20 protein-coding genes, 1 tRNA gene and 1 pseudogene are annotated in these 23,644 nt (G+C 67.5%); 16 read left to right on the forward strand and 6 right to left on the reverse strand.

Features of this window, described 5'->3' with window-relative positions; all coding sequences use genetic code 11:
- Positions 1-62 precede the first annotated feature (62 nt).
- A complete protein-coding gene (locus tag SJY26_RS02425; protein WP_396594573.1) occupies positions 63-884 on the forward strand; it encodes a tetratricopeptide repeat protein in 822 nt (273 codons plus the stop codon).
- Between the two features lie 6 nt (positions 885-890).
- On the opposite strand, the gene SJY26_RS02430 is transcribed toward SJY26_RS02425, so the two are convergent.
- Positions 891-1,460 carry a DUF4168 domain-containing protein gene (locus SJY26_RS02430; RefSeq protein ID WP_396594574.1) on the reverse strand — a complete coding sequence of 190 codons (570 nt, stop codon included), beginning with the start codon at positions 1,458-1,460 and terminating at the stop codon, positions 891-893.
- A gap of 144 nt (positions 1,461-1,604) precedes the next feature.
- On the opposite strand from SJY26_RS02430, the gene SJY26_RS02435 reads away from it, so the two are divergent.
- From SJY26_RS02435 to thrS, 3 genes are read left to right on the forward strand one after another with little or no spacing between them, the layout of a single operon-like run.
- Positions 1,605-2,060 (forward strand): iron-sulfur cluster assembly scaffold protein, encoded by a 456-nt coding sequence (locus SJY26_RS02435; RefSeq protein WP_396594575.1) that lies wholly within the window; start codon positions 1,605-1,607, stop codon positions 2,058-2,060.
- A 42-nt stretch (positions 2,061-2,102) separates the two neighbouring features.
- Positions 2,103-2,369 (forward strand): membrane protein insertion efficiency factor YidD, encoded by a 267-nt coding sequence (yidD, locus tag SJY26_RS02440; RefSeq protein ID WP_396594576.1) that lies wholly within the window; start codon positions 2,103-2,105, stop codon positions 2,367-2,369.
- Positions 2,366-4,285: a threonine--tRNA ligase gene (thrS, locus tag SJY26_RS02445; protein WP_396594577.1), complete on the forward strand. Its 1,920-nt coding sequence runs from the start codon at positions 2,366-2,368 to the stop codon at positions 4,283-4,285. The genes yidD and thrS overlap by 4 nt, the downstream gene beginning before the upstream one ends.
- Positions 4,286-4,288: 3 nt before the next feature.
- Here the strand turns inward: thrS and SJY26_RS02450 are convergent, their stop codons facing one another.
- Entirely contained in the window at positions 4,289-4,498 is a 210-nt protein-coding gene (locus SJY26_RS02450; protein ID WP_396594578.1) for a hypothetical protein, read from the reverse strand.
- A gap of 102 nt (positions 4,499-4,600) precedes the next feature.
- On the opposite strand from SJY26_RS02450, the gene SJY26_RS02455 reads away from it, so the two are divergent.
- From SJY26_RS02455 to SJY26_RS02470, 4 genes are all read left to right on the forward strand, one after another.
- Complete coding sequence (locus tag SJY26_RS02455) at positions 4,601-5,296, forward strand: Crp/Fnr family transcriptional regulator (protein ID WP_396594579.1); 696 nt, start codon at positions 4,601-4,603, stop codon at positions 5,294-5,296.
- Positions 5,297-5,381: 85 nt separating this feature from the next.
- Positions 5,382-5,882 carry a ferritin-like domain-containing protein gene (locus tag SJY26_RS02460; RefSeq protein WP_396594580.1) on the forward strand — a complete coding sequence of 167 codons (501 nt, stop codon included), beginning with the start codon at positions 5,382-5,384 and terminating at the stop codon, positions 5,880-5,882.
- A 158-nt stretch (positions 5,883-6,040) separates the two neighbouring features.
- Entirely contained in the window at positions 6,041-7,246 is a 1,206-nt protein-coding gene (locus SJY26_RS02465) for an acetyl-CoA C-acetyltransferase (protein WP_396594581.1), read from the forward strand.
- 142 nt (positions 7,247-7,388) lie between these two features.
- Positions 7,389-9,563, forward strand: coding sequence for a 3-hydroxyacyl-CoA dehydrogenase NAD-binding domain-containing protein (locus tag SJY26_RS02470; protein ID WP_396594582.1), 2,175 nt, complete (start codon positions 7,389-7,391; stop codon positions 9,561-9,563).
- A gap of 183 nt (positions 9,564-9,746) precedes the next feature.
- Here the strand turns inward: SJY26_RS02470 and SJY26_RS02475 are convergent, their stop codons facing one another.
- Positions 9,747-10,583 carry an aldo/keto reductase gene (locus SJY26_RS02475; RefSeq protein WP_396594583.1) on the reverse strand — a complete coding sequence of 279 codons (837 nt, stop codon included), beginning with the start codon at positions 10,581-10,583 and terminating at the stop codon, positions 9,747-9,749.
- Between the two features lie 53 nt (positions 10,584-10,636).
- Here SJY26_RS02475 and SJY26_RS02480 point away from each other — a divergent pair, with 53 nt between their 5' ends.
- The 3 genes from SJY26_RS02480 (at position 10,637) to SJY26_RS02490 (ending at position 14,777) form a co-directional block, all read left to right on the forward strand.
- Positions 10,637-11,644 (forward strand): alpha/beta fold hydrolase, encoded by a 1,008-nt coding sequence (locus SJY26_RS02480; protein WP_396594584.1) that lies wholly within the window; start codon positions 10,637-10,639, stop codon positions 11,642-11,644.
- A gap of 98 nt (positions 11,645-11,742) precedes the next feature.
- Positions 11,743-12,948, forward strand: coding sequence for a hypothetical protein (locus tag SJY26_RS02485; protein ID WP_396594585.1), 1,206 nt, complete (start codon positions 11,743-11,745; stop codon positions 12,946-12,948).
- Positions 12,949-13,079: 131 nt separating this feature from the next.
- Positions 13,080-14,777, forward strand: coding sequence for an alpha/beta hydrolase family protein (locus SJY26_RS02490; protein WP_396594586.1), 1,698 nt, complete (start codon positions 13,080-13,082; stop codon positions 14,775-14,777).
- Positions 14,778-14,787: 10 nt separating this feature from the next.
- On the opposite strand, the pseudogene SJY26_RS02495 reads toward SJY26_RS02490, so the two are convergent.
- Both SJY26_RS02495 and SJY26_RS02500 read right to left on the reverse strand, forming a co-directional pair.
- Positions 14,788-15,724, reverse strand: a pseudogene (locus tag SJY26_RS02495) (pirin family protein).
- A gap of 28 nt (positions 15,725-15,752) precedes the next feature.
- Entirely contained in the window at positions 15,753-16,241 is a 489-nt protein-coding gene (locus SJY26_RS02500; RefSeq protein WP_396594587.1) for an Lrp/AsnC family transcriptional regulator, read from the reverse strand.
- A gap of 142 nt (positions 16,242-16,383) precedes the next feature.
- Here SJY26_RS02500 and SJY26_RS02505 point away from each other — a divergent pair, with 142 nt between their 5' ends.
- From SJY26_RS02505 to lpdA, 4 genes are all read left to right on the forward strand, one after another.
- Positions 16,384-17,616: a 3-methyl-2-oxobutanoate dehydrogenase (2-methylpropanoyl-transferring) subunit alpha gene (locus tag SJY26_RS02505; protein ID WP_396594588.1), complete on the forward strand. Its 1,233-nt coding sequence runs from the start codon at positions 16,384-16,386 to the stop codon at positions 17,614-17,616.
- Between the two features lie 139 nt (positions 17,617-17,755).
- On the forward strand, positions 17,756-18,829 hold the full coding sequence (locus SJY26_RS02510) for an alpha-ketoacid dehydrogenase subunit beta (RefSeq protein ID WP_396595692.1): 1,074 nt from the start codon (positions 17,756-17,758) through the stop codon (positions 18,827-18,829).
- Entirely contained in the window at positions 18,829-20,520 is a 1,692-nt protein-coding gene (locus tag SJY26_RS02515; protein WP_396594589.1) for a 2-oxo acid dehydrogenase subunit E2, read from the forward strand. The genes SJY26_RS02510 and SJY26_RS02515 overlap by 1 nt, the downstream gene beginning before the upstream one ends.
- 146 nt (positions 20,521-20,666) lie before the next feature.
- On the forward strand, positions 20,667-22,061 hold the full coding sequence (gene lpdA, locus SJY26_RS02520; RefSeq protein WP_396594590.1) for a dihydrolipoyl dehydrogenase: 1,395 nt from the start codon (positions 20,667-20,669) through the stop codon (positions 22,059-22,061).
- Positions 22,062-22,104: 43 nt separating this feature from the next.
- Here the strand turns inward: lpdA and SJY26_RS02525 are convergent, their stop codons facing one another.
- Positions 22,105-23,328, reverse strand: a complete 1,224-nt coding sequence (locus SJY26_RS02525; RefSeq protein WP_396594591.1) for a PQQ-dependent sugar dehydrogenase — start codon at positions 23,326-23,328, stop codon at positions 22,105-22,107.
- Positions 23,329-23,528: 200 nt separating this feature from the next.
- Here SJY26_RS02525 and SJY26_RS02530 point away from each other — a divergent pair.
- A tRNA-Met gene (locus SJY26_RS02530) sits at positions 23,529-23,605 on the forward strand.
- Positions 23,606-23,644: the final 39 nt, after the last annotated feature.

Raw genomic sequence — 23,644 nt, forward strand, 5'->3', positions numbered from 1 at the left:
TAACCAATGATTGACGCGATGAGCGGAGTCTGCGGGAGCAGAAATCCCGATCGGATCGTCCCATGTCGCGCACCCGGGCCTCAAGCTCAATCGCTCTCGCCGCAAGCCTCCTGTGCGGTCTGGCCCTGACCAGCCCGGCCGCAGCACAACAGGCCGGCGCATCGCGGACTCCGGCGTCTGCCGAGGACCGGGCGGCCTACAGCCGGCTGGATCCCCTCGCCCGCTCGGTCTTCTGGTCGCGCGAGATGGAGATGAATCCGGCCGACCCGGTCGCCGGGGTGCGGCTGGCCGAGGCCCTGCGGCAGATGGGCCAGTACGAACAGGCGGCCCAGACGGCGCAGCAGGTGCTGGTGGCCCAGCCCGCCAATGTCGACGCCATGCTGGAGGTGGGTCGTGCCCATATCGCGCGGGGCCAGGCCTTCTATGGCATCGCGGCTCTGGAGCAGGCCCTGGCCCTGGCCCCTGATGACTGGCGTCCGCTATCCCTGTTGGGCGTGGCCTATCAGCAGGTGAGACGCGCAGAAGACGCACAGGTCGCCTGGGCCCGCGCGCTGACCCTGTCGCCGGAGAATCCCGAGGTCCTGAACAACGCCGCCATGGCGAGGGTGACCGGTGGCGATGCCGGCGGGGCAGAGGCCCTCTTGCGGCGCGCGCTCGTCCAGCCGGGAGCAACGCAGCAGATGCGGCTGAACCTCGCCATGGTGCTCGGCCTGCAGGGGCGGACGCCCGAGGCCGAGCAAATCATCCGCCGCGAACTGCCGCCCGAGGTTGCGGATCGCAATCTGGAATGGCTGCGCAACCGGGCCCGGGCGCAGACGACCGAAGGCCGGGCCGAGGCGTCCTCCGCCTCCGCCCGGACCTGGTCGTCGCTACAGGCGCAATAGCCGGGCTCAGCCGCCCCGGGCGTCCGCCAGAGCCAGACGGGCGCGCAGACGCGCGTCGGTGGACACGGCCTGGGCGATGGCGTTGAAGCGGTCCAGCTCCAGGCCCGAGGCCGAAACGGCGGAAGCCATGGCGGCCTGCTGTTCGGCGGTGGGTGCCGAGCCGTCGGTGGGAGCGGCAGCGCGCACCTGAACCATGGCAGAGGCGAACTGGGCCGCCTCGGCATCCGTCACGGAGGCGGCGACCGATCCGGCTGGCGATTGCGGTGTGTCGAGGACCGCGAGCCGTGCGCGCAGGACCTCGTCGCTCGAGACGGCGGTGGCCAGGGCGTTGAAGGTGGTGATGTCCATGCCGGAGCCTTCGACCGCGGCGGCCATGGCGGCCTGCTGCTCGGCATTCGGGGCGGTCCCGTCGGTGGGGGCGGCGGCGCGCACCTGGCCCATGGCCGTGCTGAAGGCCTGGAGCTGGGCGTCAGAGTATTCGGCGGTCTGCGCGATGGCGGACGGTGCGGCAACAGAGGCGGACGCAACCCCGGTCAGGGCAAGCATGGAAACAGCAGCGATCAGGGTCAGGCGCATGGGAAATCCTTGGCAGTTTGGTGACAAACGTGTCGGGGAGAACAGAAAGGCTAGCGCCCAATAACCCCCGTGACAAATCGCGGGTTCCGTGACCGTGCTGTTCCAGGGCTTCTCCGCGAGGGTGCCGGTGCCTATCTTCAGGCCATGATCGATGATCTCTACAGCACCCGAATCCTGACGCTGGCGGCCAACCTGCCCCACGCGGGACGGCTGGCCGCGCCTGACGGAACCGGCGAGCGGGTGGCGCGACTGTGCGGCTCGCGGGCCATTGTCGATGTGGTGCTGGACCCCGAAGGGCGGGTCGCAAGGTTCGCCCAGGACATCAAGGCCTGCGCCCTCGGCCAGGCTGCGGCCGGGGTGCTGGGCGAGGCCGTGATCGGAGCGACCGTCGACGAGGTCAGGACCGCGCGGGACGACACCCTGGTCATGCTGAAATCCGGGGGCGAGGGCCCGACCGGCCGATTCGAGGGACTGCAGGCCTTGCAGCAGGTCGCGGACTATCCGGCCCGCCACGCCTCGACCCTCGTGGCGATCGAGGCAACGCTGGACGCGGTCTCGGCGGCCCTCGCGCGACGCGGAGCCACAGCCGGGGCCGCCTGAACCGGTTGCCCCGGGTCCCGCCGCGAGGGATAAGCCGCCACCATGGCCCGCCCAGACCGTCCGACCGAGGCCACCCTGTACGAACGCGGCGTCCGCGCGGCCCATCGCGGCTACAAGGTCACCCTCAGTCCCTTCTTTGGCCAGTCGTGCCGCTTCCTGCCGACCTGCTCCGACTATGGGCGCGATGCCCTGATCCGGCACGGTCTGCGCAAGGGGGGGTGGCTGACCCTGCGCCGGCTCTGTAAATGCCACCCCTTCGGCGGTTCGGGATACGACCCGGTGCCGCCACGCGAGACTGAAGAGCCATGATCCAGCTGACCTTCCCCGACGGTGCCGTGCGTGACTATCCGGCCGGTTCGACCGCACGCGACGTGGCCCACGCCATCTCGCCCTCCCTCGCCAAGAAGGCCGTCCTGGCCGAGCTGAACGGCGAGCAGCGCGACCTGAACCGGGTGCTTGAGACCAGCGGATCCTTCCGACTGATCATGCGGGACGACCCGGCGGCGCTGTACACCATCCGGCACGACACGGCCCATGTGCTCGCGGAAGCCGTGCAGAAGCTGTTCCCCGGCACCCAGGTCACCATCGGCCCGGCGATTGAGGACGGGTTCTATTATGACTTCGCCCGCGCCGAGCCCTTTTCCACCGACGACTTCGCCGCCATCGAGAAGGAGATGGGCAAGATCGTCGACCGCGACGCGAAGTTCGAGCGCGAGGTCTGGGACCGCGACGAGGCGATCCTGTTCTTCGAGGCGCGGGGCGAGACCTTCAAGGCCGAGCTGATCCGTGATCTGCCGGAGAGCGAGACCATCACCCTCTATCGCCAGGGCGACTGGATCGACCTGTGCCGGGGGCCGCATTTTCCCTCGACCCGCCATGTCGGCAAGGCGTTCAAACTGACCAAGCTGGCCGGGGCCTACTGGCGCGGGGACTCAAACCGCGAGCAGCTGCAGCGCATCTACGGGACGGCCTGGGCCACAAAAGAGGATCTGGACGCCTATCTGACCCGGCTGGAAGAGGCAGAGAAGCGGGACCACAGGAAGCTGGGCCGGGCCATGGAGCTCTTCCACATGCAGGAAGAGGGCCGGGGCATGGTCTTCTGGCACCCCAAGGGCTGGGTGCTGTGGCAGGTCATCGAGGCCTATATGCGCCGTCGCCTCGACGCCGCCGGCTATGTCGAGGTCAAGACGCCCCAGGTGCTGGACCGCAAATTCTGGGAGGCCTCGGGCCACTGGGAGAAATACCGGCCCAATATGTTCGTCTGCGAGACGGTGGAGGGCGAGACCCTCAGCCTGAAGCCGATGAACTGCCCCGGCCACGTCCAGATCTTCGGCATAGGCCAGCGGTCCTACCGCGAGCTGCCGCTGCGCATGGCCGAGTTCGGGGCCTGTCACCGCTATGAGCCGTCAGGGGCCCTGCACGGCCTGATGCGGGTGCGCGGCTTCACCCAGGATGACGCCCACATCTTCTGCCGCGAGGACCAGATCGTCGACGAGACGCGGCGGTTCATCGAGCTGACCAAGATCGTCCACGCCGACCTCGGCATGCAGACCGCCTATATCAACCTGGCCACCCGGCCCGAGGTGCGCGCCGGTTCGGACGAATTCTGGGACAAGGCCGAGGGCATGCTGGGCGAGGCCGCGCGTCTGGCGGGCGTCGATCCGGTCATCGCCGAGGGCGACGGGGCCTTCTACGCGCCCAAGCTGGACTTCGTGGTCAAGGACGCCATCGGCCGGGAATGGACCTGCGGCACGCTGCAGCTGGACTATGTGCTGCCGGAACGGCTGAACGCGGAATATGTCGGCGAGGACGGGCAGAAGCACCGGCCGGTGATGCTGCACCGGGCCATCCTGGGCAGTTTCGAGCGGTTCATCGGCATCATGATCGAGAACTACGCCGGGGCCTTCCCCCTGTGGCTGGCTCCGGTCCAGGCGGTGGTGGCGACGATCACCTCGGACGCCGACGGCTATGCGCAGGAGGTGGCGGCGAAGTTCAAGGCCGCAGGCCTCCGTGTGGAGACCGATCTGCGCAACGAAAAGGTCGGCTACAAGGTACGCGAACACTCGGTCGGAAAGGTCCCGGTCATCGCCGTGGTCGGCCGCAACGAGGCCGAGAAGGGCGAGGTGGCCATCCGCCGGCTGGGCTCGCAGGACCAGACGGTGGTGTCGGTCGAGGAGGCCATCCGGATTCTCACCGCCGAGGCGACCCCGCCCGACCTGCGCTGATCGTCACCCGCCCGATCCGTCCGGCTCCCGCAGCCGGAGGATCGTGGCGATCTGGACGTCGTCAAGCAGGATGTGGGCTGCAACACCGCTCGCGTGGCTCCTCAGCAGAGCCTCGGCCTGGGCGCGGGCCTCTTCTTCGGTGGCGGCGTCCAGCGGCTCCATATGAGGCACCGACGGGGTGTTGCGTTCAATGAAGCAGAAAAAGGTTGGCACGGCCCACTCCCGGTCAGGTCGTGCGGATATCACCAATAACGGCCACGCTTTGTGCGGGGGCCGACATAGGGATCGAAGCGGCACCTCCAGCGTTGCCGTTCCATGTCCGAAAGCTTTGAAAACCGGTTTATCAGCGCCCTTGACCCCGAAGATCTGGACGCCCTGCGGCCCATGCTTCGCCGGGTCAGCGTGACGGCAGACCAGATCGTCGTTGATCAGGATGCGCCGGTTGAACTGGTCCATTTCCCGATCGACTCCCAATTCGCCAACCTGATCCGCTTTCCCGACGGCACAGCCATCGAGACGGCCGTGATCGGCAATGAGGGTCTGACCGGGCTGGCTCCCGTGATGGCGGATCTCCGCTGCGGATGGGATATCGGCTGCCGGACGTCGGGTGAGGCCTATGTGGTCGCGGCCCAGGCGCTGCGGGCCCTCGCGGCCGACCGTTCCCGGGTGATGGCGCGATTGATGGCCCTGACCGACCTTTATCAGTCACAGGCGGCGCATTCGGCCGCGTGCAACGCCACACACACCGTGCATGAGCGGGTCGCCCGGTGGTTCCTGACGACCGACGATCTGTCGCCACGGAACACGATGATCTTTCGTCAGGAGGAAATGGCCCGTCTGATCGGGGCGCGAAGGTCCACCGTCAGCGAGGCGGCGTCCGAGCTGAAGCGGCGCAAGCTGATCGCCTACAACCGCGGCGTGATCCGGATCCTCGACCGGCCGGGCCTGGAGGCAGCAGCCTGCGATTGCTACCGGATGCTCAAGCCCCGGCTGGACGGACTGTATAGCTGAGGCGGTCCTGAGTCGGATCGGCGACACTGGAACCCCCGTTGCTGCCGGGGATTTCACAGGCTCCCCCCCACACGGAGCCCTTCTCATGGCGGACAAGACTCTCGACACCCTGTTCCACGACACGCTCAAGGACATCTATTACGCCGAGCGCAAGATCCTGAAGTCCCTGCCGAAGATGCAGCGCGCGGCGCAGTCGCCCGAGCTCAAGGCGGCTTTCGAGAAGCACAAGGATCAGACCGAGGTCCAGATTGAACGCCTGCAGCAGGTGTTCGAGATCATCGGCAAGCCGGCCCGCGGCAAGACCTGCGATGCCATCGAGGGTATCCTGGCCGAGGGCGAGGAGATCATGGAGGAATACAAGGACAAGGCGGCGCTGGACGCCGGCCTGCTGGCGGCCGCCCAGGCCGTCGAACACTATGAGATCACCCGCTACGGCACCCTGAAGCGCTGGGCCCTGGTGCTCGGCATGAAGGATGCGGCCGCCCTGCTGGATGAGACCCTGCAGGAAGAGTCGCAGACCGACGAGGACCTGACGGGCATCGCCGACGCCACGGTCAATGCCGATGCGATGAAGCAGGCGGCGTAGGCCCCAATTCCTTCAAAGCCCGGACGCGGGGCTGGCGGACCGGCGAGAGCCAGGCTGCCAGCCCCGTTTTCATGCCCGGACCTCGCGGGGGCGTTACTTGACGTTGACGTAAACGTAGGCTTTAGACGCCCCCACCGTCCTCTTTGGAGACCCAGCCGATGACCGAGGCCTATATCTACGACGCGGTGCGCACGCCGCGCGGCAAGGGCAAGAAGGACGGCTCCCTGCACGAGATCACCGGCCTGAGCCTGGCGACCCAGGTGCTGGAAGCCCTGCGCGACCGCAACGGCCTCGATACGTCGAAGGTTGATGACGTCATCCTTGGCTGCGTCACGCCCGTTGGCGAACTGGGGGCCGACATCGCCCGGACCGCCGTCCTTTCCGCGGGCTGGGCCCAGACGGTCGCCGGCGTCCAGATCAACCGCTTCTGCGCTTCCGGCCTCGAGGCCGTGAACATGGCCGCGGCCAAGGTGAAGTCCGGCGAGGCCGACTTCGCCGTGGGCGGCGGTGTCGAGGCCATGAGCCGGGTGCCCATGGGCAGCGACGGCGGGGCCTGGCCGGTCGATCCCTCCAGCGCCTTCCCCACCTATTTCGTGCCCCAGGGCGTCTCGGCCGATATGATCGCCTCGAAGTATGGCTTCAGCCGCGATGACGTCGATGCCTATTCGATGGAAAGCCACAAGCGGGCCGCCGCCGCCTGGGCTGACGGGCGCTTTTCGAAGTCGGTCGTGCCGGTGAAGAACCAGCTGGGTCTGGTCCAGCTGGACCGCGACGAGACCATTCGTCCGAACACGGACATGCAGACGCTCGGCGCGCTGAACCCCTCCTTCGCCATGATGGGCGAGATGGCCTTCGACAGCGTCATCAACCAGCGCTACCCCGAGGTCGAGCGGGTCAACCACGTCCACACCCCGGGCAACTCGTCCGGCATCGTCGACGGCTCGGCCGGGGTGCTGATCGGCAGCCTCGAGGCCGGCAAGGCTCTCGGCCTGACGCCGCGGGCCCGCATCAAGGGCGCGGCCTCGATCGGGTCGGAGCCCTCGATCATGCTGACCGGACCGGAATTCGTGACGAAGAAGCTGCTCGGCAAGCTGGGCATGACCGTCGCCGACATCGACGTGTGGGAGCTGAACGAAGCCTTCGCGGCGGTCGTCCTGCGCTACATGCAGGCGCTGGACATCCCGCACGACAAGATGAACGTGAACGGCGGCGGCATCTCCATGGGCCACCCGCTGGGGGCCACGGGGGCCATGATCACCGGCATCGCCCTGGACGAGCTGGAGCGCTCCGGCAAGGAGACCGCCCTGATTACCCTGTGCATCGGCGGCGGCATGGGCACCGCGACGGTTATCGAGCGGGTTTGATTTCACGGTGCTCCCCCGTCGGGGGAGCTGTCAGCGAAGCTGACTGAGGGGGCCGGCCCCGAACGCCGGCGTCTGCGGTGGGCCCCCTCCACCGCTTCGCGGTCCCCCTCCCCCGATGGGGGAGGATTTGAGGAAGACGAACATGGAAAACTTCAAGATCGACGTCGACGCCGACGGCATCGCCCTGATCACCTTCGACGTTCCGGGCCGTTCGATGAACACCCTGACCTCGGGCGTGATGGCCGAGATTCCGCAGATCGTTGAGCGGATCAAGACAGACGACGCCATCAAGGGCGCGGTCCTGACCTCGGGCAAGGCCTCGGGCTTCTGCGCGGGGGCCGACCTCGGCGACATGGCCGGTGGCATGCTGGCCGGTGGCTCGCTGCAGGACGCCTATGACGCGGGCTGGAAGCTGAACGGCACGCTGCGGGCGCTGGAGACCTGTGGCAAGCCGGTGGCCGCCGCGATCAACGGCCTGGCCCTCGGCGGCGGTCTGGAACTGACCCTCGCCTGCCACTACCGGGTCGTGGGAGACGACAACAAGATTCAACTGGGCCTGCCCGAGATCAAGGTCGGCCTGTTTCCCGGCGGCGGCGGCACCCAGCGCCTGACGCGCCTGATCGGGGTGCAGGCGGCGATGACGGCGATGAGCGCGGGCTCGTCGTGGCGGCCGAATGACGCCAAGGGTGCCGGCGTGGTCCATGAGCTCGTGGCCAAGGGCGGCGAGGTCGAGGCGGCGAAAGCCTGGATCAAGGGCGGCGGCAAGGCCGTCCAGCCGTGGGACGACAAGAGCTTCAAACTCCCCGGCGGCGGCCCCTACCACCCGGCCGGCATCCAGAATTTCCTCGTCGGCAACGCCATGCTGCGCAAGCAGTCGTTCGGCAACTATCCGGCCGTGCTGAACCTGATGAAGGCCGTCTATGAGGGCACCCAGGTGCCCATGGACGCGGCCCTGCGGATCGAGACCCGCTATTTCATCAAGACCCTGATGACACCCCAGGCCCAGGCCATGATCCGCAGCCTGTTCCTGTCGAAACAGGAGCTGGACAAGGGAGCCGTGCGCCCGGCCGGCATTCCGGCCTCGGACGCGAAGAAGGTCACCGTCATCGGGGCCGGCATGATGGGCGCAGGGATCGCCTATGTGCAGGCGCTGGCCGGCATCCAGACCATCCTGATCGACCGGAGCCAGGAAGACGCCGACAAGGGCAAGGCCCATGTCGAGGGTCTGCTGAAGAAGCGCCTGTCGCGCGGGCAGATTACCCAGGACAAATATGATGCCCTGCTGGCCTCGGTCATCGCCACCACCGACTACGACCAGATCAAGGGCTCGGACCTCGTCATCGAGGCGGTGTTCGAGAACCGCGAGATCAAGGCCGATGTGACGAAGCGGGCGGAGGCCCAGCTGGAAGCCGGGGCCGTGTTCGGGTCCAACACCTCGACCCTGCCGATCACCGGCCTGGCCGAGGCCAGCGTGCGACCCGAGGACTTCATCGGCATCCACTTCTTCTCGCCGGTCGACAAGATGATGCTGGTCGAGATCATCCGGGGCGAGAAGACCGGTCAGGCCGCGATCGCCAAGGCCCTCGACTATGTCATGAAGATCAAGAAGACCCCGATCGTCGTCGACGACGGTCGCGGCTTCTACACCTCGCGCTGCTTCGGCACCTATGTGGCCGAGGGGATGGCCATGCTGGAAGAGGGCTATGCCCCCGCCCTGATCGACAACATCGGCCGGATGACGGGCATGCCGCGCGGCCCGCTGGAGATGCACGACGACGTCGCGCTGGACCTGTCGGTCAAGATCGCCAAACAGACGGCGGTGGATCTGGGCGAGGCCTACCAGCCGCTGCCGGGCTCGGAGATCGTCCGCAAGATGGTCGAGGATCTGGGACGCTATGGCCGCAAGAATGGCATGGGCTTCTATGACTATGACCAGAAGCCCAAGAAGCTGTGGTCCGGTCTGGCCGACCTGGCCCCGGTGACGATCAACGATTCCACGCCGGAACTGGTCGAGGACCAGAAGCGTCGCCTGCTGTACCGCCAGGCGGTCGAGGTCGCGAAATGCTGGGAAGAGGGCGTGATCGACGATCCGCGCGAGGCCGATGTCGGCGCCATCCTGGCCTGGGGCTTTGCGCCCTGGACCGGCGGGCCGATCACCATGATCGACCAGATCGGGCTGAAGGCCTTCGTCGAACAGGCCGATGTCTATGCCGAACGCTACGGCGACCGGTTCAAGGTGCCCCAACTGCTGCGGGACATGGCCGCGAAGGGCGAGACCTTCTACGGCCGGTTCACGGGCGCGAAGGCTGCGGCTTAAGACCCCCGGTCTCCTCCCCGGTCGCCGCTTGCGAACGGGGAGGGGGACCGCCCGCGGCTTCGCGGGGGGTGGAGGGGCTCTTGACGCCCCACCATCGTGCCGGCTTTCAGAACCCCTCCGTCTCCTCCGCTTCGCTCCGGATCCACCTCCCCATCGCTGCGCGACAGGGAGGAGATGGCTGCCTTAGATGATGTCCAGCGGTTGCGCCGTCGTGGGCGGCGGAAAGGCGCGATCGAGGGTGGCGATGTCCTCGGCGTCGAGCTCAATCTCGAGCGCGGCCGCATTAGCCTCCACGTGGGCGATGCTGGAGGCTTTGGGGATGGCGATCACGCCGGGCTGACGCATCACGGCGGCCAGGGCGATCTGGGCCGGAGTGGCGTCGTGCCGGTCGGCGACGGCCTGCAACGCCGGATGGTTCAGCAGGTCGCCGCGCCCGAGGGGCGAATACGCCATCAGCGGCATGGATCGTTCCTCGGCCCAGGGCATCAGGTCGAACTCCACACCCCGCGAGCCCAGATTGTAGAGGACCTGATTGGTGGCGCAGTGCTCCCCGCCCTCGATCTGTTCCAGCCGGGCCATTGAGCGGATGTCGAGGTTGGAGACGCCCCAGCGGGCGATCATGCCCTCGTCGACCAGTTCCTCGAACCCGGCGACGATCTCTTCCAGCGGGTGGCGGCTCTGCCAGTGCAGCAGATACAGGTCCAGCCGCTCCACCCCCAGCCGCTCGAGGGTCTTTTCACAGTGGAGCATCATGGTCATTTCGCCGGCGTTCTCCGGCTTGATCTTGGAAACCAGAAATACCTCCTCGCGGCGACCCTGGATGACCTCACCGACCAGCCGTTCGGAACGGCCGTCGCCGTAGAGTTCCGCGGTGTCGATCAGGGTCAGACCCAGATCGATCCCTCGCGCCAGGGCGGCCTGTTCGGCATCGCGGGTTTTCGGATTGTCGCCGATCATCCAGGTCCCTTGGCCGAGAACAGGAACGATCGTACCGTCGGAGAAGCGGGTCATGCGGGTCATGGCGATATCAATGCACGACGACGCGGTCGGCGCCAAAGCCCCGGGATGCAAATATGGCGACAGAGATGCTCCAGACCCGGACGATCCGGACGGACGGCCTGACACAGCAGGTCCTCGAAGGAGGATATGAGGGCGGCGACGCGCCGCTCGTCCTGCTGATCCACGGCTTTCCCGAGCTGGGCATCAGCTGGCGGGCCCAGGTCGCGGCTCTTGCGGAGGCGGGCTTCCATGCCGTGGCTCCCGACATGCGCGGCTACGGCGGGACCGACAGGCCCGGGCGGACCGAGGATCACACCATCCTGCATCTGGTCGGGGACATGGTCGATCTGGTCCGGGCGCTGGGCCGGTCGACCTGTGTGGTCGTGGGCCACGACTGGGGTGCGCCGGTGGCCTGGCACTGCGCCCTGATGCGGCCCGATATGTTTACCGCCGTGGCCGGGCTGTCGGTGCCGTTCCAGCCCAGACGGGCAAAGGGTCCCCCGACCCCGGCCATGGAGGCGCTCTCGAAACGATCCGGCCGGGGCGAGTTGTATATGAACCAGTTCCAGGCCCCGGACACGCACCGCATGTTCGAGGCCGATGTGGCCACCGCGTTGAGGAAGGGGTTCTACGCCTACGACGGCGCGACCCCGACAGAGCGCCAGTCCACCGGCTTCATCGCCCCGGGCCATGACTTCATCTCGGAGGTCGCTGAAGATGCCACCCTGCCCCCCTGGATGAGCGAAGACCATTTCGCCGAGTATGTCGCGGCCTTCACCGGGAGCGGCTTCAAGGGTCCGCTGGACTGGTACCGCTGCCTTGATCTGAACTGGTCCCTGACCGCCTTCCTGCAGGGGCAGAAAATCCACCAGCCGGCGATGTTCATGGTCGGGGAGCGTGACCCTGTCCGCCACTATGCCGGCCAGCATGAGGTTGGGCTGAAGGACTGGTTGACGGACCTGCGCTCGCAGACCGTGGTTCCCGCAGCCGGTCACTGGCTTCAACAGGAACGTCCGGACATCGTTAATCCTGCGTTACTGGACTTTGTTAAGTCAGTTCACACTGGATATTTCGGTGAATAACGCGCCGTGACACGTGAAAGCGGCACTGTTCTCTGACATGGGCGTTACAGAAAGCACGATTTTCTGCGCGCTCCGCTCGAAGAACAGTATTACCTTTTATGGACGTCCACCCCGCTCTCCTGCTCGAACCCCTGGGGCCGGGCCGCGCTGACCAGCTCAGCCGCATTCGCGACGCCGGGCTGGTCCAGCAGGGCCGGGTCTTCCTGCTGTCATTTGAGCCCATCCGGACGGAAATGGGCTCGCGATGGCACGGCCGGAGGGAAATCGTCTGGGAGACTTTCGAGCGAGACCTGACCCGGGCCATGCCGGCTCCTGACCAGTTCATCCGCGTCACCGAAACCAGCTTTCTGGCAGCGATCAGCTCAACGGACAGCTATTCCGGCCAGGTCCGCTGTGCGGAGGTGTTTCGCCATGTCCTGGCGTTCTTTCTGGGCCGGACCGAGGACAGCGATCTGTCCATGTCGAGGGTCTCGGCCCTGGGTCCCGACAGTGTCTCCTCCGAGCCGATCGATCCGTCCCGCCAGCCCCCGCCGCCCCTGTCTATTGTCGCCGGAAGCCCTGCGCGCCTGCTGGCCCCCGAGGGCTGGGATCCGCCGTTGTCGTCACGCCACTCCACCCTGACCTTCGTGTCGCAGCGGTCAGGAGAGATCGAGGTCGAGATCCGGATCAGCCCGGTCTGGCGGCTGGATTGCAATCTCGTGGGGGCCTATGCGATCCGCCGCCGGCTCTCGCACGCCCTGTCCGACCTTTCGGATCGCGATCAGGAAGCCGTCGACGCGAGCGTGGCCGACTTTCTCGCCACCCTGATGGTGGACTACCAGAAGGAGGGCGGAGCCTTCGCCATCCTCTGCCCCTTCACCTTCACCACCCTGTCTTCCCGGAACGCACGCCAGCGGCTGCTGCACCGCTGCGGGCCGATACTGGAGGCCATGCGGCGCGCTGTGGTTCTGGAGCTGGACGGTCTGGTGCGCGGCACGCCCGTCGGGCGGGTCCATGAGACCCTCGCGATGTGCCGCTCCATGGCCCGGGCCCGGACGCTGTCGATCCGGGAGTTGTCGGCCACGGACATGTTGTACGGCGATCATGGCGCCGAGGGGGTGGCGATTGACGCGCGCGCCTTTTCCGAGCGCCAGCTGACCTTCGCGGTGTCACAGGTCCGGCGCAGCACAGCGAATATCGTCGTTCATGGCGTGCCGAGGGCGTGGGACCTGAAACGGCTGCACCGGTCCGGCGTCAGCCATGCGAGCGCGGACCCCTTCGGCCCGGACGCGGCTGTGGCTCGTCTTGAGGCCCAATCCGCCTGACCGGATCGCAGGTCTCGCGGCACGGGTGTCCGGGCCGGGTTCTCACACCTTTCGGCCATGGACGGCCCGCGGGTTCCGGCGCACTCTGCGCTGCCGCAATCCAGTCTGGCGGTGCCCGTCAGGAGACCGGGATGATCGTCATTGAAGCCGTCGCCCTGGCCGCCATACAGGCGGCGGAGGCCGGAGTGGTCGGGCGCTGGGAGGGGGCGCTTCGCATTGGCCCCAACACCCTGCCTCTGGTCGTGCGGGTAGAAACCGGTCCGGCCGGCATGACCGCCGCACTGGACAGCCCCACCCAGGGCGCGCGCGGGATACCCATCACCGATCTGACGGTCACAACCGGTACCGTCCGTTTCGCTGTTCCCTCGCTGGGTGGACGGTATGAAGGCGCGATCTCGACCGGCGGCGAACTGTGGACCGGGGCCTGGTCCCAGGGCGGATCATCCCTGCCGCTGGTCCTTGCCCGGTCCGCCGCCGAGACCGGGGCCGCCGTCCCGGACCAGCTGCCGGTGCCCGAACCCGCGAGCCCGGCCGGCGGTCTCACGGGGATCTGGGAGGGTCAGATCAGCGTGGGCGGGCAGCGGATCCGGATCGTCTTCCGTATCGACGCAGACGGGAATGCGGTCATGGACAGCCCGGACCAGGGCGCGCGCAATATCGCCGTCGATCGCCCCATGGAGGCGGGGGACGTGGTGCGGTTCGTGATTCCGGTCCTGCAGGGACAATTCGAGGGCAAACGGTCCGAAGACGGCGGGACCCTGACCGGCGTGCTGGACCAGGGCGGCATGAGCGTGCCGCTGGTTCTGACGCGCACGGCAGCAACGGCGGTCCTGGTCCGCCGCCCACAGACCCCTGCCCCACCCTTTCCCTATCGCAGCGAGACCGTCGCCTTCGACAACCCTTCGGCGCCCGGTGTGAGGCTGGCCGGGACCCTGACCCTGCCGGAGGGCCCGGGGCCCTTCCCCGCCGCAGTCCTGATCACCGGCACCGGGCCACAGGATCGTGACGAGACCATCGAGGGGCACAAACCCTTCGCCATCTGGGCCGATGCCCTGACCCGGCGCGGCATCGCCGTGCTGCGCCATGACGACCGGGGGGTCGCCGCCTCGACCGGGGACTTTGGCGCGGCCACCGGCCGTGATTTCGCAACCGATGTGAGGGCGGCCCGGGACTGGCTGGCCGCGCGACCGGAGATCGATCCCGCCCGGGTGGGCCTGATCGGCCACAGCGAGGGTGCCAGCTTCGCCTGGATGGCCCTTGAGGACGGGCTGCAACCCGCCTGGCTTGTCACCCTCGCCGGACCCGCAGTCTCCGGCGGGGACATCATCACCGAACAGGGGCGGCGGATAGCGCAGGCGGCCGGAGCGCCGGCCGCCTCCGTGGAGAGCGGAGTCGCGGTCCAGCGTCAGCTAATGGCCGCCGTCGCCGCCAATGCCGGGGACGCAGCAAACGTTCGCCGGGAGGTCGAGGCTGTCATGCTGGCGAACGGCGCAATGCCCGAGGCCGCGACCCGGACGGCCGCCGTGATGTCCAGCGCCTGGTATCGGGGTCTCGTCGCCTACGATCCCGGTGAGGCTATCCAGTCCATGTCTGCGCCGCTGCTGGCGGTTTACGGGGGCAAGGACCTTCAGGTGCCGGCCGACCAGAATGCACCGGTGGTCTCGCGCCTGAAGCCCGACGCGGACGTGGTGGTGCTGCCGGGTCTGAACCACCTGTTCCAGCCGACCGCGACCGGCCTGATCGCGGAATACGGGGAAATCGAGATCACGCTCGACCCCGCCGTCATCCGCACCGTCATCGACTGGGTTGCGGCCCGCTCGGGCCTCTAGATCTGCAGCCTCAGACCGGGTGGGTCGGCTCCGGCTTGACCGGCTCCGAGCGGGTGGTGACGGCGGAGTCTTCCGGCAGGGGGATGAACTCCAGATCGTCCTCATCGGGCAGTTTCATCCGGCCCGCCTGCCAGTCGGCCTTGGCCTGATCCAGCCGGGCCTGGGACGAGGCGACGAAGTTCCACCAGATCAGCCGCTGGCCGACCGGCTCTCCGCCCAGGGCCATCACCGTGGCCGGAGTTCAGGGACTTCACCGTCGGCTCGGCATGCGGCTCCAGCACGACCAGCTGCCCTTCGTGGAACGTCCGGTCCCCGACCTCGATGGAGCCCTTCGCCACATAGAGGGCCCGCTCGGACATGCCGCCTGTGCCCTTGCCCGGTGGCGGGGCGGTGCGGACCCCCGCCTGCATCTCCCAATGGACATAGAACAGGGGCGACGAGGTCTGCACGGTCGCGGCGGCCCCGTAGGCCTCGCCCGCCACCAGCCGCGCAAACAGTCCGCCGCTGTCGTAGGCCGGCAGGGCATCCTCGCCGTAATGCTGGAACGACGGATCGACCTCCTCGGCCCCGTCCGGCAGGGCGATCCAGGCCTGCATGCCGTTCATGGGACCGCCCTGGGCCTTTTTGAGCGGGTCGGTGCGTTCCGAATGGGTGATGCCCTTGCCGGCGGTCATCCAGTTGACCTCGCCCGGCCGGATCGGCTGGGTGTAGCCGAGGCTGTCGCGATGCAGGATCTCGCCCTCGAACAGATAGGTCAGGGTCGACAGGCCGATGTGCGGATGCGGCCGCACATTGATGGCCTCGTCGCCCGGTGCGAACTGGGCCGGTCCCATGTGGTCCAGAAAGATGAAGGGCCCGATCATGCGCCGGGCATGGAAGGGCAGGATCCGCCCCACCTCGAACCCGCCAAGATCCTTCCTGCGGGCGTCGATCACCATCTCGATCATGGGCGGACCTCCTGTGTGCGTGGATATCTTATGCCACGTGGGGCGTGATGATGCCGAGCGGCAGGGTGGTCACATTCTTCACGCCGCGGGTCACGATATGGCTTTCGCAGTCCGAGACAATGCCCAGCGTCAGCAGCTTGTCCCGCAGGAACTGGTCGAAGGCATGCATGTCCGAGGTGATGATGCGCAGGACATAGTCCTCGCGCCCGGTAATGGTGGCGCACTGGACCACCTCGGGCCAGTTGGCGACCGCGGCCTCGAACAGATCCAGATTGTCGCGCGAGGGCAGGCTGAGCTTGACGATGGCATAGACTTCGAAGTCCAGACCCAGCAGACCGGCGTCCAGCAGGGTGACCCGCTTGCGGATCAGGCCGCTATCCTCCAGTCTCTTGATGCGGCGCCAGCAGGGCGAGGCCGACAGACCGACACGTTCGGCCACGTCCGCGACCGACAGTCCGGCATCCTGTTGCAGGATGTCCAGAATTCGCGCATCGATAGGATCCAGTTCGTCAGCCAAGGCGTTCCTCCGTTTCTCGTTATTGCGCAATAAAATACCCTGAAACTGCTTGACGCAAGGCGAAAATAGGCGAGCCTTCATTTCGCGCCCATGCTATCCAGCCGACAAGAGTGCGGTCGGATCAACCGAACGGCAGGATGGAATGACCAGGAATACCCAGCCGCTGAGCCTGCGCGTGCCCGAACCCCCGGGTCGACCCGGTGACGCACCCGATTTCAGCCATCTGAAGCTCGATGTTGCGGGGGCCGTGGACCGCCCGCCGGTGGACGCCCGGCCCGTCCAGATGCTGGATCTGGCCTTCCGGCTCGTTCGCGTTCTGGACGATGAGGGTCAGGCCGTGGGGCCTTGGAATCCGCGGCTGGATGCGGAGACCCTCAAGAAGGGTCTGAAGGCGATGATCCTGACCCGCGCCTTCGACGACCGGATGCACCGGGCCCACCGCCAGGGCAAGACCAGCTTCTATATGAAGTGCACCGGCGAGGAGGCCATCGCGGTCGCCCAGGGTATGATCCTGTCGCGCGAGGACATGGGCTTTCCGACCTATCGCCAGCAGGGGCTGCTGATCGCGCGCGGCTATCCGCTCGTCGATATGATGAACCAGATCTATTCCAACGCCTCGGATCCGATCAAGGGCCGCCAGCTGCCGATCATGTATTCGGCCAAGGACTACGGCTTCTTCACCATCAGCGGCAATCTGGGGACCCAGATGCCGCAGGCTGTCGGCTGGGCCATGGCCAGCGCCTACAAGGGCGACGACAAGATCGCCATCAGCTGGATCGGCGACGGGGCCACGGCCGAGGGCGATTTCCACAATGCCCTGACCTTCGCGGCCGTCTACCGGGCCCCGGTGATCCTGAACATCGTCAACAACCAGTGGGCCATCAGCTCCTTCCAGGGCATTGCCGGCGGGCTGGAAACGACGTTTGCGTCCAAGGCGATCGGCTATGGCCTGCCGGCCCTGCGTGTGGACGGCAACGACTTCCTCGCCGTCTGGGCGGCGACCCAGTGGGCCGAGGAACGGGCGCGCAGCAATCAGGGCGCGACGGTGATCGAGCTGTTCACCTACCGGGGTGCCCCGCACTCGACCTCTGACGATCCGAGCCGCTATCGCCCCGGCGACGAGCACGAGAAATGGCCGCTGGGCGATCCCATTGCGCGGCTGAAGCAGCATCTGATCGCCCTGGGCGAATGGTCGGAAGAGGATCATGCGGCGGCCGAGGCCGAGGCCGTCGACGAGGTCCGGGCCGCGGGGAAGGCGGCGGAGGCGATCGGCACCCTGGGCCAGTCGCGCCCGTCGGTGAAGACCATGTTCGAGGAGGTCTATGCCACCGAGGACTGGCGACTGGTCGAACAGCGCCGGGAGGTCGGGGTATGAGCCGCGACCGCCTGCTGAAGGTCGCCTTCTATATTGCGGTGGCACTCATTCCCGTCACCGCGATTGTTGGCCTCATGGTGAACCGATGACCGACCAGGCGTTTACCGAAGCCGATCGCACCGACGGCATCGAACCGGACATGATCGACCAGGATGCGGCCCCGGCCTCGGTCGCGCCCGACGGCCCCGCCGTCGCACCCATGAACATGATCCAGGCGCTGAACTCGGCCCTGCACGTCAAGATGGCCGAAGACCCCAATGTCCTCAGCTTCGGCGAGGACGCGGGCTATTTCGGCGGCGTCTTCCGCGTTACCGACCAGCTGCAGCAGACCCACGGCCTGACCCGCAGCTTCGATGCGCCCATCAGCGAATGCGGCATCGTCGCCGCCGCCATCGGCATGGGGGCCTATGGCCTGCGCCCGGTCGTGGAGATCCAGTTCGCCGACTACATCTATCCCGCCTACGACCAGATCGTCAGCGAGGCGGCCAAGATGCGCTATCGCTCGGGCGGCCAGTTCACCAGCCCGATCACGATCCGCAGCCCCTATGGCGGCGGCATCTTCGGCGGCCAGACGCACAGCCAGAGCCCCGAGAGCCTGTTCACCCACATCGCCGGCCTGAAGGTCGTCATTCCGTCCAACCCGTACGACGCCAAGGGCCTGCTGACCGCCGCGATCGAGGACGATGATCCGGTCATCTTCCTTGAGCCCAAGCGGCTCTACAACGGCCCGTTCGACGGCTGGCACAAGAACCCGGTCTCGCCGTGGAAGGCCCAGGCCCTGGCCCAGGTGCCGACCGGCAAACATGTCGAGCCGATCGGCAAGGCCCGGGTCATGCGCGAGGGCAGCGACGTGACCATCCTGTGCTACGGCACCATGGTCTGGGTCAGCCTGGCCGGGGCCGAGCACGCCGGCGTGGACGCCGAGGTCATCGATTTGCGGACGCTCGTACCGCTGGACATCGAGACCATCGAGGCCAGTGTGAAGAAGACCGGCCGGTGCGTCATCGTGCACGAAGCCCCGAAAACGTCCGGGTACGGAGGAGAGCTCTCCGCTCTCGTGCAGGAGCGGTGCTTCTATCACCTGGAGGCCCCCGTCACCCGCGTCTGCGGCTGGGACACGCCCTATCCGCACGCCTTCGAGTGGGAGTATTTCCCCGGGCCGGAGCGGGTCGCGACGGCGTTGAAATCGGTCATGAGCGGAGGGAGCCGCTGATGGGACGTTTCGTCTTCAAACTGCCCGACGTGGGCGAAGGCACGGCCGAGGCCGAGCTGGTCGGCTGGCACGTCAAGGTCGGTGACACCGTCGCCGAGGACCAGATCCTGGCCGATATCATGACCGACAAGGCCACGGTCGAACTGACCTCGCCCGTCGCGGGCGTGGTCACCGCCCTGCACGGCGAACCCGGCGTCATGTCGCCCGTCGGCGGACCGCTGGTGGAATTTGAGATCGAGGGGGCAGGGAACGCCGCTACCGACGAGAACCCCTCCGTCACGGCGCAAGAGCGCCGCGACACCTCCCCATCCGCAAGCGCGGACGGGGAGGAGACGGCGGACGCTCTGTCTCCTCCCCATTCAGAGAATGGGGAGGAGACACGGAGAGACAGCGACGTGACGGAGGGGCTCTCTCCCCCCTCTGGAAACTATGTCTTCAAACTGCCCGACGTCGGCGAGGGCACGGCCGAGGCCGAGCTGGTCGCCTGGCACGTGGCAGTCGGCGATGCGGTCGAGGAAGACCAGATGCTGGCCGAGGTCATGACAGACAAGGCCACGGTCGAACTGACCAGCCCGGTCTCCGGCGTCGTGGTCGCCCTGCACGGCACGGCCGGTCAGCAGGTCCCGGTGGGCGGCCCGCTGGTCAGCTTCGATGTCGCCGGGGCGGGCAATGTCGCCGCGGCACCAGCGCCGGTAGCGACCGCTCCGGCCCCAGCCAGAGCCGCGCCGGCACCCGCAGCCCAGACGCCGAAGGCCGCGCCCGTCGCCTCCGCCGCCCCGACCGCCCGCACCGCCCAGACTCCCGGCGTCCGTCCCCTGGCCAGCCCGGCCGTGCGCAAGCGCGCGCGGGAACTGGGTCTGGACCTGCAGTTCGTGCCCGGCTCGGGCCCGGCCGGCCGCATCGATCACGCCGATCTCGATGCCTTCCTCGCTCGCGGGACGGGCGGATCATCCGGACCCGGAGCATCGACCGTCTCGACCTACGCCCGGGCCGAGGGGACGACCGAGACCCGCATCATCGGCCTGCGCCGCAAGATCGCGGAGAAGATGGCCGAGAGCGTCCGGCGCATCCCCCACATCACCTATGTGGAGGAGATCGACGTCACGGCACTGGAGGAGCTGCGCGCCCATCTGAACGCCCAAGGGAAGGCGGCCGGCAAGCCCAAGCTGAACCTGCTGCCCTTCATCGCCCGGGCCATCGTCGTGGCCCTGCGCGACCAGCCGGCGATCAACAGCCATTACGATGATGAAGCCGGGGTGCTGACCACCCACGCCGCCGTCCACCTCGGCATCGCCGCCCAGACGCCGAATGGCCTGATGGTGCCGGTCGTCCACCACGCCGAGGCGCGCGACCCCTATGACACCGCGCTGGAGATCGCGCGGGTCAGCGGCGCGGCCAAGGACGGTTCGGCGAAGCGGGAAGAGCTCAGCGGCTCGACCATCACCATCACCTCGCTGGGGACGCTGGGCGGTGTGGTCCACACCCCGATCATCAACCACCCCGAGGTGGCCATTGTCGGCCCCAACAAGATCGAGGAGCGGGTCGTGGTCCGGAACGGCCAGATGGTCGTGCGCAAGATGATGAACCTGTCCTCCAGCTTCGATCACCGCATCGTCGACGGCCACGACGCGGCGGTGTTCGTGCAGCGGATCAAGGGGCTGCTGGAACATCCCGCCACGTTGTGGATGTAGAGATCATCCACTCCGCTCATCCCCGCGAAAGCAGGGACCCAGTGTTTCGGGGGATGAGTTAAGCGGGTGGCGAACCTGTCGATCCGGGCGGGTCGCCTCACTCAAGCACTGGGTCCCCGCTTTCGCGGGGATGAGCGGAAGAAAAGATGCAGCAGCTTAAGACCAAGGTCCTGATCATCGGCGCGGGCACCGGCGGCTATGTGGCGGGGATCCGCTGCGGCCAGCTGGGGCTGGACACCGTGCTGGTGGACGGCGGCGACGGGCTGGGCGGGACCTGCCTGAACGTCGGCTGTATTCCGTCCAAGGCCATCATCCATGCGGCGGGCAAGTTCGAGACGGTGGCCAAGGCCGCCGCAGACGGCACGCTGGGGATCACGGCATCCTCCCCGGCCATCGACCTCAGCCAGACCGTGGCCTGGAAGGACGGGATGGTCCGCAAGCTGAACGCCGGGGTTGCAGCCCTGCTGAAGAAGGCCAAGGTCAAGGTCATCAAGGGTTGGGCGACCTTCGAGGACGCCAAGACCTGCCGCGTCGAGACTGGCGACGGCCCGATCACCATCACGGCGGAACACGTCATCCTGGCCACAGGGTCCGAGCCGGTCGAACTGCCCTTCCTGCCGTTCGGGGGCGATGTCATCTCCTCGACCGAGGCCCTCTCGCTGGACGCGGTGCCGGGCAAGCTGGTCGTCGTCGGCGGCGGCTATATCGGGCTGGAGCTCGGCATCGCCTATCGCAAGCTGGGGGCCGAGGTCGCCATCGTCGAAATGGCCGACCGCATCCTGCCGCTCTATGACAAGGCGCTGACCGACCCGGTCATGAAGTGGCTGACCGACCACGGGGTCGAACTGCATCTGGGGGCCCGGGCCGGCGGGTTCGGGGACGGGAAACTGTCGATCACGACCCGGGATGGCGAGCCGCTGGCGCTAGAGGCCGACAAGGTGCTGGTCACAGTCGGGCGCCGTCCACGGACGAAGGGCTGGGGTCTGGAAAACATGGGCGTGGCCATGGCCGGGCCGTTCGTGAAGATCGACGACCGCTGCGCCACCAGTATGAAGAACGTCTGGGCCGTCGGCGACCTGACCGGCGAACCCATGCTGGCCCACAAGGGCTCGGCCCAGGGCGAGGTCGTGGCCGAGATCATCGCGGGCCATGACAAGCGCTTCGATCCCGTGACCATCGCCGCCGTCTGTTTCACCGAGCCGGAGATCGTCTCGGCCGGGCTTGGCCCGCTGGACGTCGAGGGCCGCGACGATGTGATCACCGCTGTCTTCCCGCTGGCCGCCATCGGCCGGGCCCTGGCCATCGAGGCGGGCGAGGACGGCGGGTTTGTGCGGGTTCTGGCCTCAAAGGCCGACCACCGGCTGCTGGGCGTCCAGGCCGTCGGCCAGCACGTCGCCGAACTGTCCAACAGCTTTGCCCAGATGCTGGAGATGGGGGCCGTGCTGGAGGACGTGGCCGGTGTCATCCACGTCCACCCGACGCTCGGCGAGGCCTTCCACGAGGCGTCGCTGCGGGCGCTGGGCCACGCGATTCACATCTAGCCGGCGGCTGGCGCGCTGCGCGGGCAGCCTGGGCGGGTGCGCCCTACCGGGCTGCCAGCCGCACCAGTTTGCCGTCCTGCTCGTCAGTGATGGCCCAGACCGCGCCATCGGGACCGACGGCGACGTCGCGAATCCGCTCGCCCAGATCGGTCAGCAGCCGTTCCTCGCCGACCACCCTGTCGTTATCCAGAACCAGCCGGGCGATGTGTTTCTCCTTCAGCGCCGCGACCAGCAAATTTCCCTGCCAGGCCGCAAACATCGCCCCGTCATAGAAGGTGGCATTGCCCGGGGCGATTACGGGATCCCAGTAATAGACGGGCTGGACCGTGCCTTCCGCCTGGGTGTTGCCGCCGGTGATCGGGGCACCGCGATACTCGATTCCATAGGCGGCGTCCGGCCAGCCATAGTTTGCGCCTGCTTGCTCCAGATTGATCTCGTCACCGCCACGGGTGCCGTGCTCGATGGTCCAGACCTGACCGTCCGGCGCGACGGCAATGCCCTGGACGTTGCGATGGCCCAGTGACCAGATCTCCGGCAGGGCATCGTTGCGGCCGACGAAGGGATTGTCGGCAGGCACAGAGCCGTCGGCATTGATGCGGATGGTCTTGCCCATATGGGAGTCGAGTTGCTGCGCCTGGGGCCGCATCGGCGCATCCGAACGCTCACCCAGGGTGATGAACAGATGGCCCTGCGGTCCGAACGCGAGGGCGGAGCCGAAATGCTTGTCCCCGTCGTAGGTCGGCATCGCGCGGAAGATGACCTCGACACCGCCGACCGAGCCCCCGTCCGCGGCCAGCACGCCGCGCGCGACCGAGGTGGCATTACCTCCCTCGCGCGGCTCGGCATAGCTCCAGTAGATCATCCGGTCGGTGGAGAAGTTCGGCGAGAGGATCACGTCCAGCAGGCCGCCCTGGCCGCGCGCGTCCACCGCCGGCAGGCCGGAGATGGGCTCTCCGATCTGTCCTGTGGCCGCAATGATCCTCATCCGCCCCGGCCGCTCGGTAACCAGCCAGTTCCCGTCAGGAAGCAAGGCCATGCCCCAGGGATGGACAAGACCCGAGGCGATCACTTCATGGGACAGGGCGGCCTCGGTGCGCACGGCGGGTGCCCGCGTCTGGCCCTCGAAGGCGGGGGTCTGGCTGGCCCCGTTTGCGGGACGCGTCTCCAAAGGCTCACCCGGGGATGCCGGTGCCGTCTGGCCATTGGCCCCGCACGCCGCGGCAAACACAAGCAGGGACGTCGACGCGGCGAGGACGAGAGGGCGCATGCGGATCTCCGGGCGGGGGGTATGAGGGTTGTATGCCCGCAACGGCCAAGCTGCGCCACAGTTCCGCCGTTCGCGGCGGCCGCGACGGGCGGTCGCACTGGCCCTTCCGAAGCCTGCCCGTCGATCCGACTTGAACCCGGAGGGCGTCGGCGATATAGGCACGCCTCCCGCGCAGCCGGTTTCGGCTGTGCGCTGTGCTGGGCTGGGTAGCTCAGATGGTTAGAGCGGTGGATTCATAACCCACAGGTCGGCGGTTCGATCCCGCCTCCAGCCACCAGCACAGGCTTGGGCATGACCCGGTTCTTCTGATAGGGTG

Origin of the sequence: Brevundimonas sp. R86498, from assembly GCF_044598075.1 — a bacterium.
Classification (GTDB): domain Bacteria; phylum Pseudomonadota; class Alphaproteobacteria; order Caulobacterales; family Caulobacteraceae; genus Brevundimonas.

Excerpts from the sequence above, each read along its gene's own strand:
- SJY26_RS02455 (WP_396594579.1), top strand. The coding sequence starts at position 4,601 with ATGTCCGAAAGCTTTGAAAACCGGTTTATCAGCGCCCTTGACCCCGAA.
- SJY26_RS02515 (WP_396594589.1), top strand. The coding sequence starts at position 18,829 with ATGGGACGTTTCGTCTTCAAACTGCCCGACGTGGGCGAAGGCACGGCC.
- lpdA (WP_396594590.1), top strand. The coding sequence starts at position 20,667 with ATGCAGCAGCTTAAGACCAAGGTCCTGATCATCGGCGCGGGCACCGGC.
- SJY26_RS02490 (WP_396594586.1), top strand. The coding sequence starts at position 13,080 with ATGATCGTCATTGAAGCCGTCGCCCTGGCCGCCATACAGGCGGCGGAG.
- SJY26_RS02475 (WP_396594583.1), bottom strand. The coding sequence starts at position 10,583 with ATGACCCGCATGACCCGCTTCTCCGACGGTACGATCGTTCCTGTTCTC.
- SJY26_RS02505 (WP_396594588.1), top strand. The coding sequence starts at position 16,384 with ATGACCAGGAATACCCAGCCGCTGAGCCTGCGCGTGCCCGAACCCCCG.
- SJY26_RS02430 (WP_396594574.1), bottom strand. The coding sequence starts at position 1,460 with ATGCGCCTGACCCTGATCGCTGCTGTTTCCATGCTTGCCCTGACCGGG.
- SJY26_RS02425 (WP_396594573.1), top strand. The coding sequence starts at position 63 with ATGTCGCGCACCCGGGCCTCAAGCTCAATCGCTCTCGCCGCAAGCCTC.
- SJY26_RS02480 (WP_396594584.1), top strand. The coding sequence starts at position 10,637 with ATGGCGACAGAGATGCTCCAGACCCGGACGATCCGGACGGACGGCCTG.
- SJY26_RS02465 (WP_396594581.1), top strand. The coding sequence starts at position 6,041 with ATGACCGAGGCCTATATCTACGACGCGGTGCGCACGCCGCGCGGCAAG.
- SJY26_RS02525 (WP_396594591.1), bottom strand. The coding sequence starts at position 23,328 with ATGCGCCCTCTCGTCCTCGCCGCGTCGACGTCCCTGCTTGTGTTTGCC.
- SJY26_RS02435 (WP_396594575.1), top strand. The coding sequence starts at position 1,605 with ATGATCGATGATCTCTACAGCACCCGAATCCTGACGCTGGCGGCCAAC.
- SJY26_RS02470 (WP_396594582.1), top strand. The coding sequence starts at position 7,389 with ATGGAAAACTTCAAGATCGACGTCGACGCCGACGGCATCGCCCTGATC.
- SJY26_RS02485 (WP_396594585.1), top strand. The coding sequence starts at position 11,743 with ATGGACGTCCACCCCGCTCTCCTGCTCGAACCCCTGGGGCCGGGCCGC.
- SJY26_RS02460 (WP_396594580.1), top strand. The coding sequence starts at position 5,382 with ATGGCGGACAAGACTCTCGACACCCTGTTCCACGACACGCTCAAGGAC.
- thrS (WP_396594577.1), top strand. The coding sequence starts at position 2,366 with ATGATCCAGCTGACCTTCCCCGACGGTGCCGTGCGTGACTATCCGGCC.
- SJY26_RS02510 (WP_396595692.1), top strand. The coding sequence starts at position 17,756 with ATGATCGACCAGGATGCGGCCCCGGCCTCGGTCGCGCCCGACGGCCCC.
- yidD (WP_396594576.1), top strand. The coding sequence starts at position 2,103 with ATGGCCCGCCCAGACCGTCCGACCGAGGCCACCCTGTACGAACGCGGC.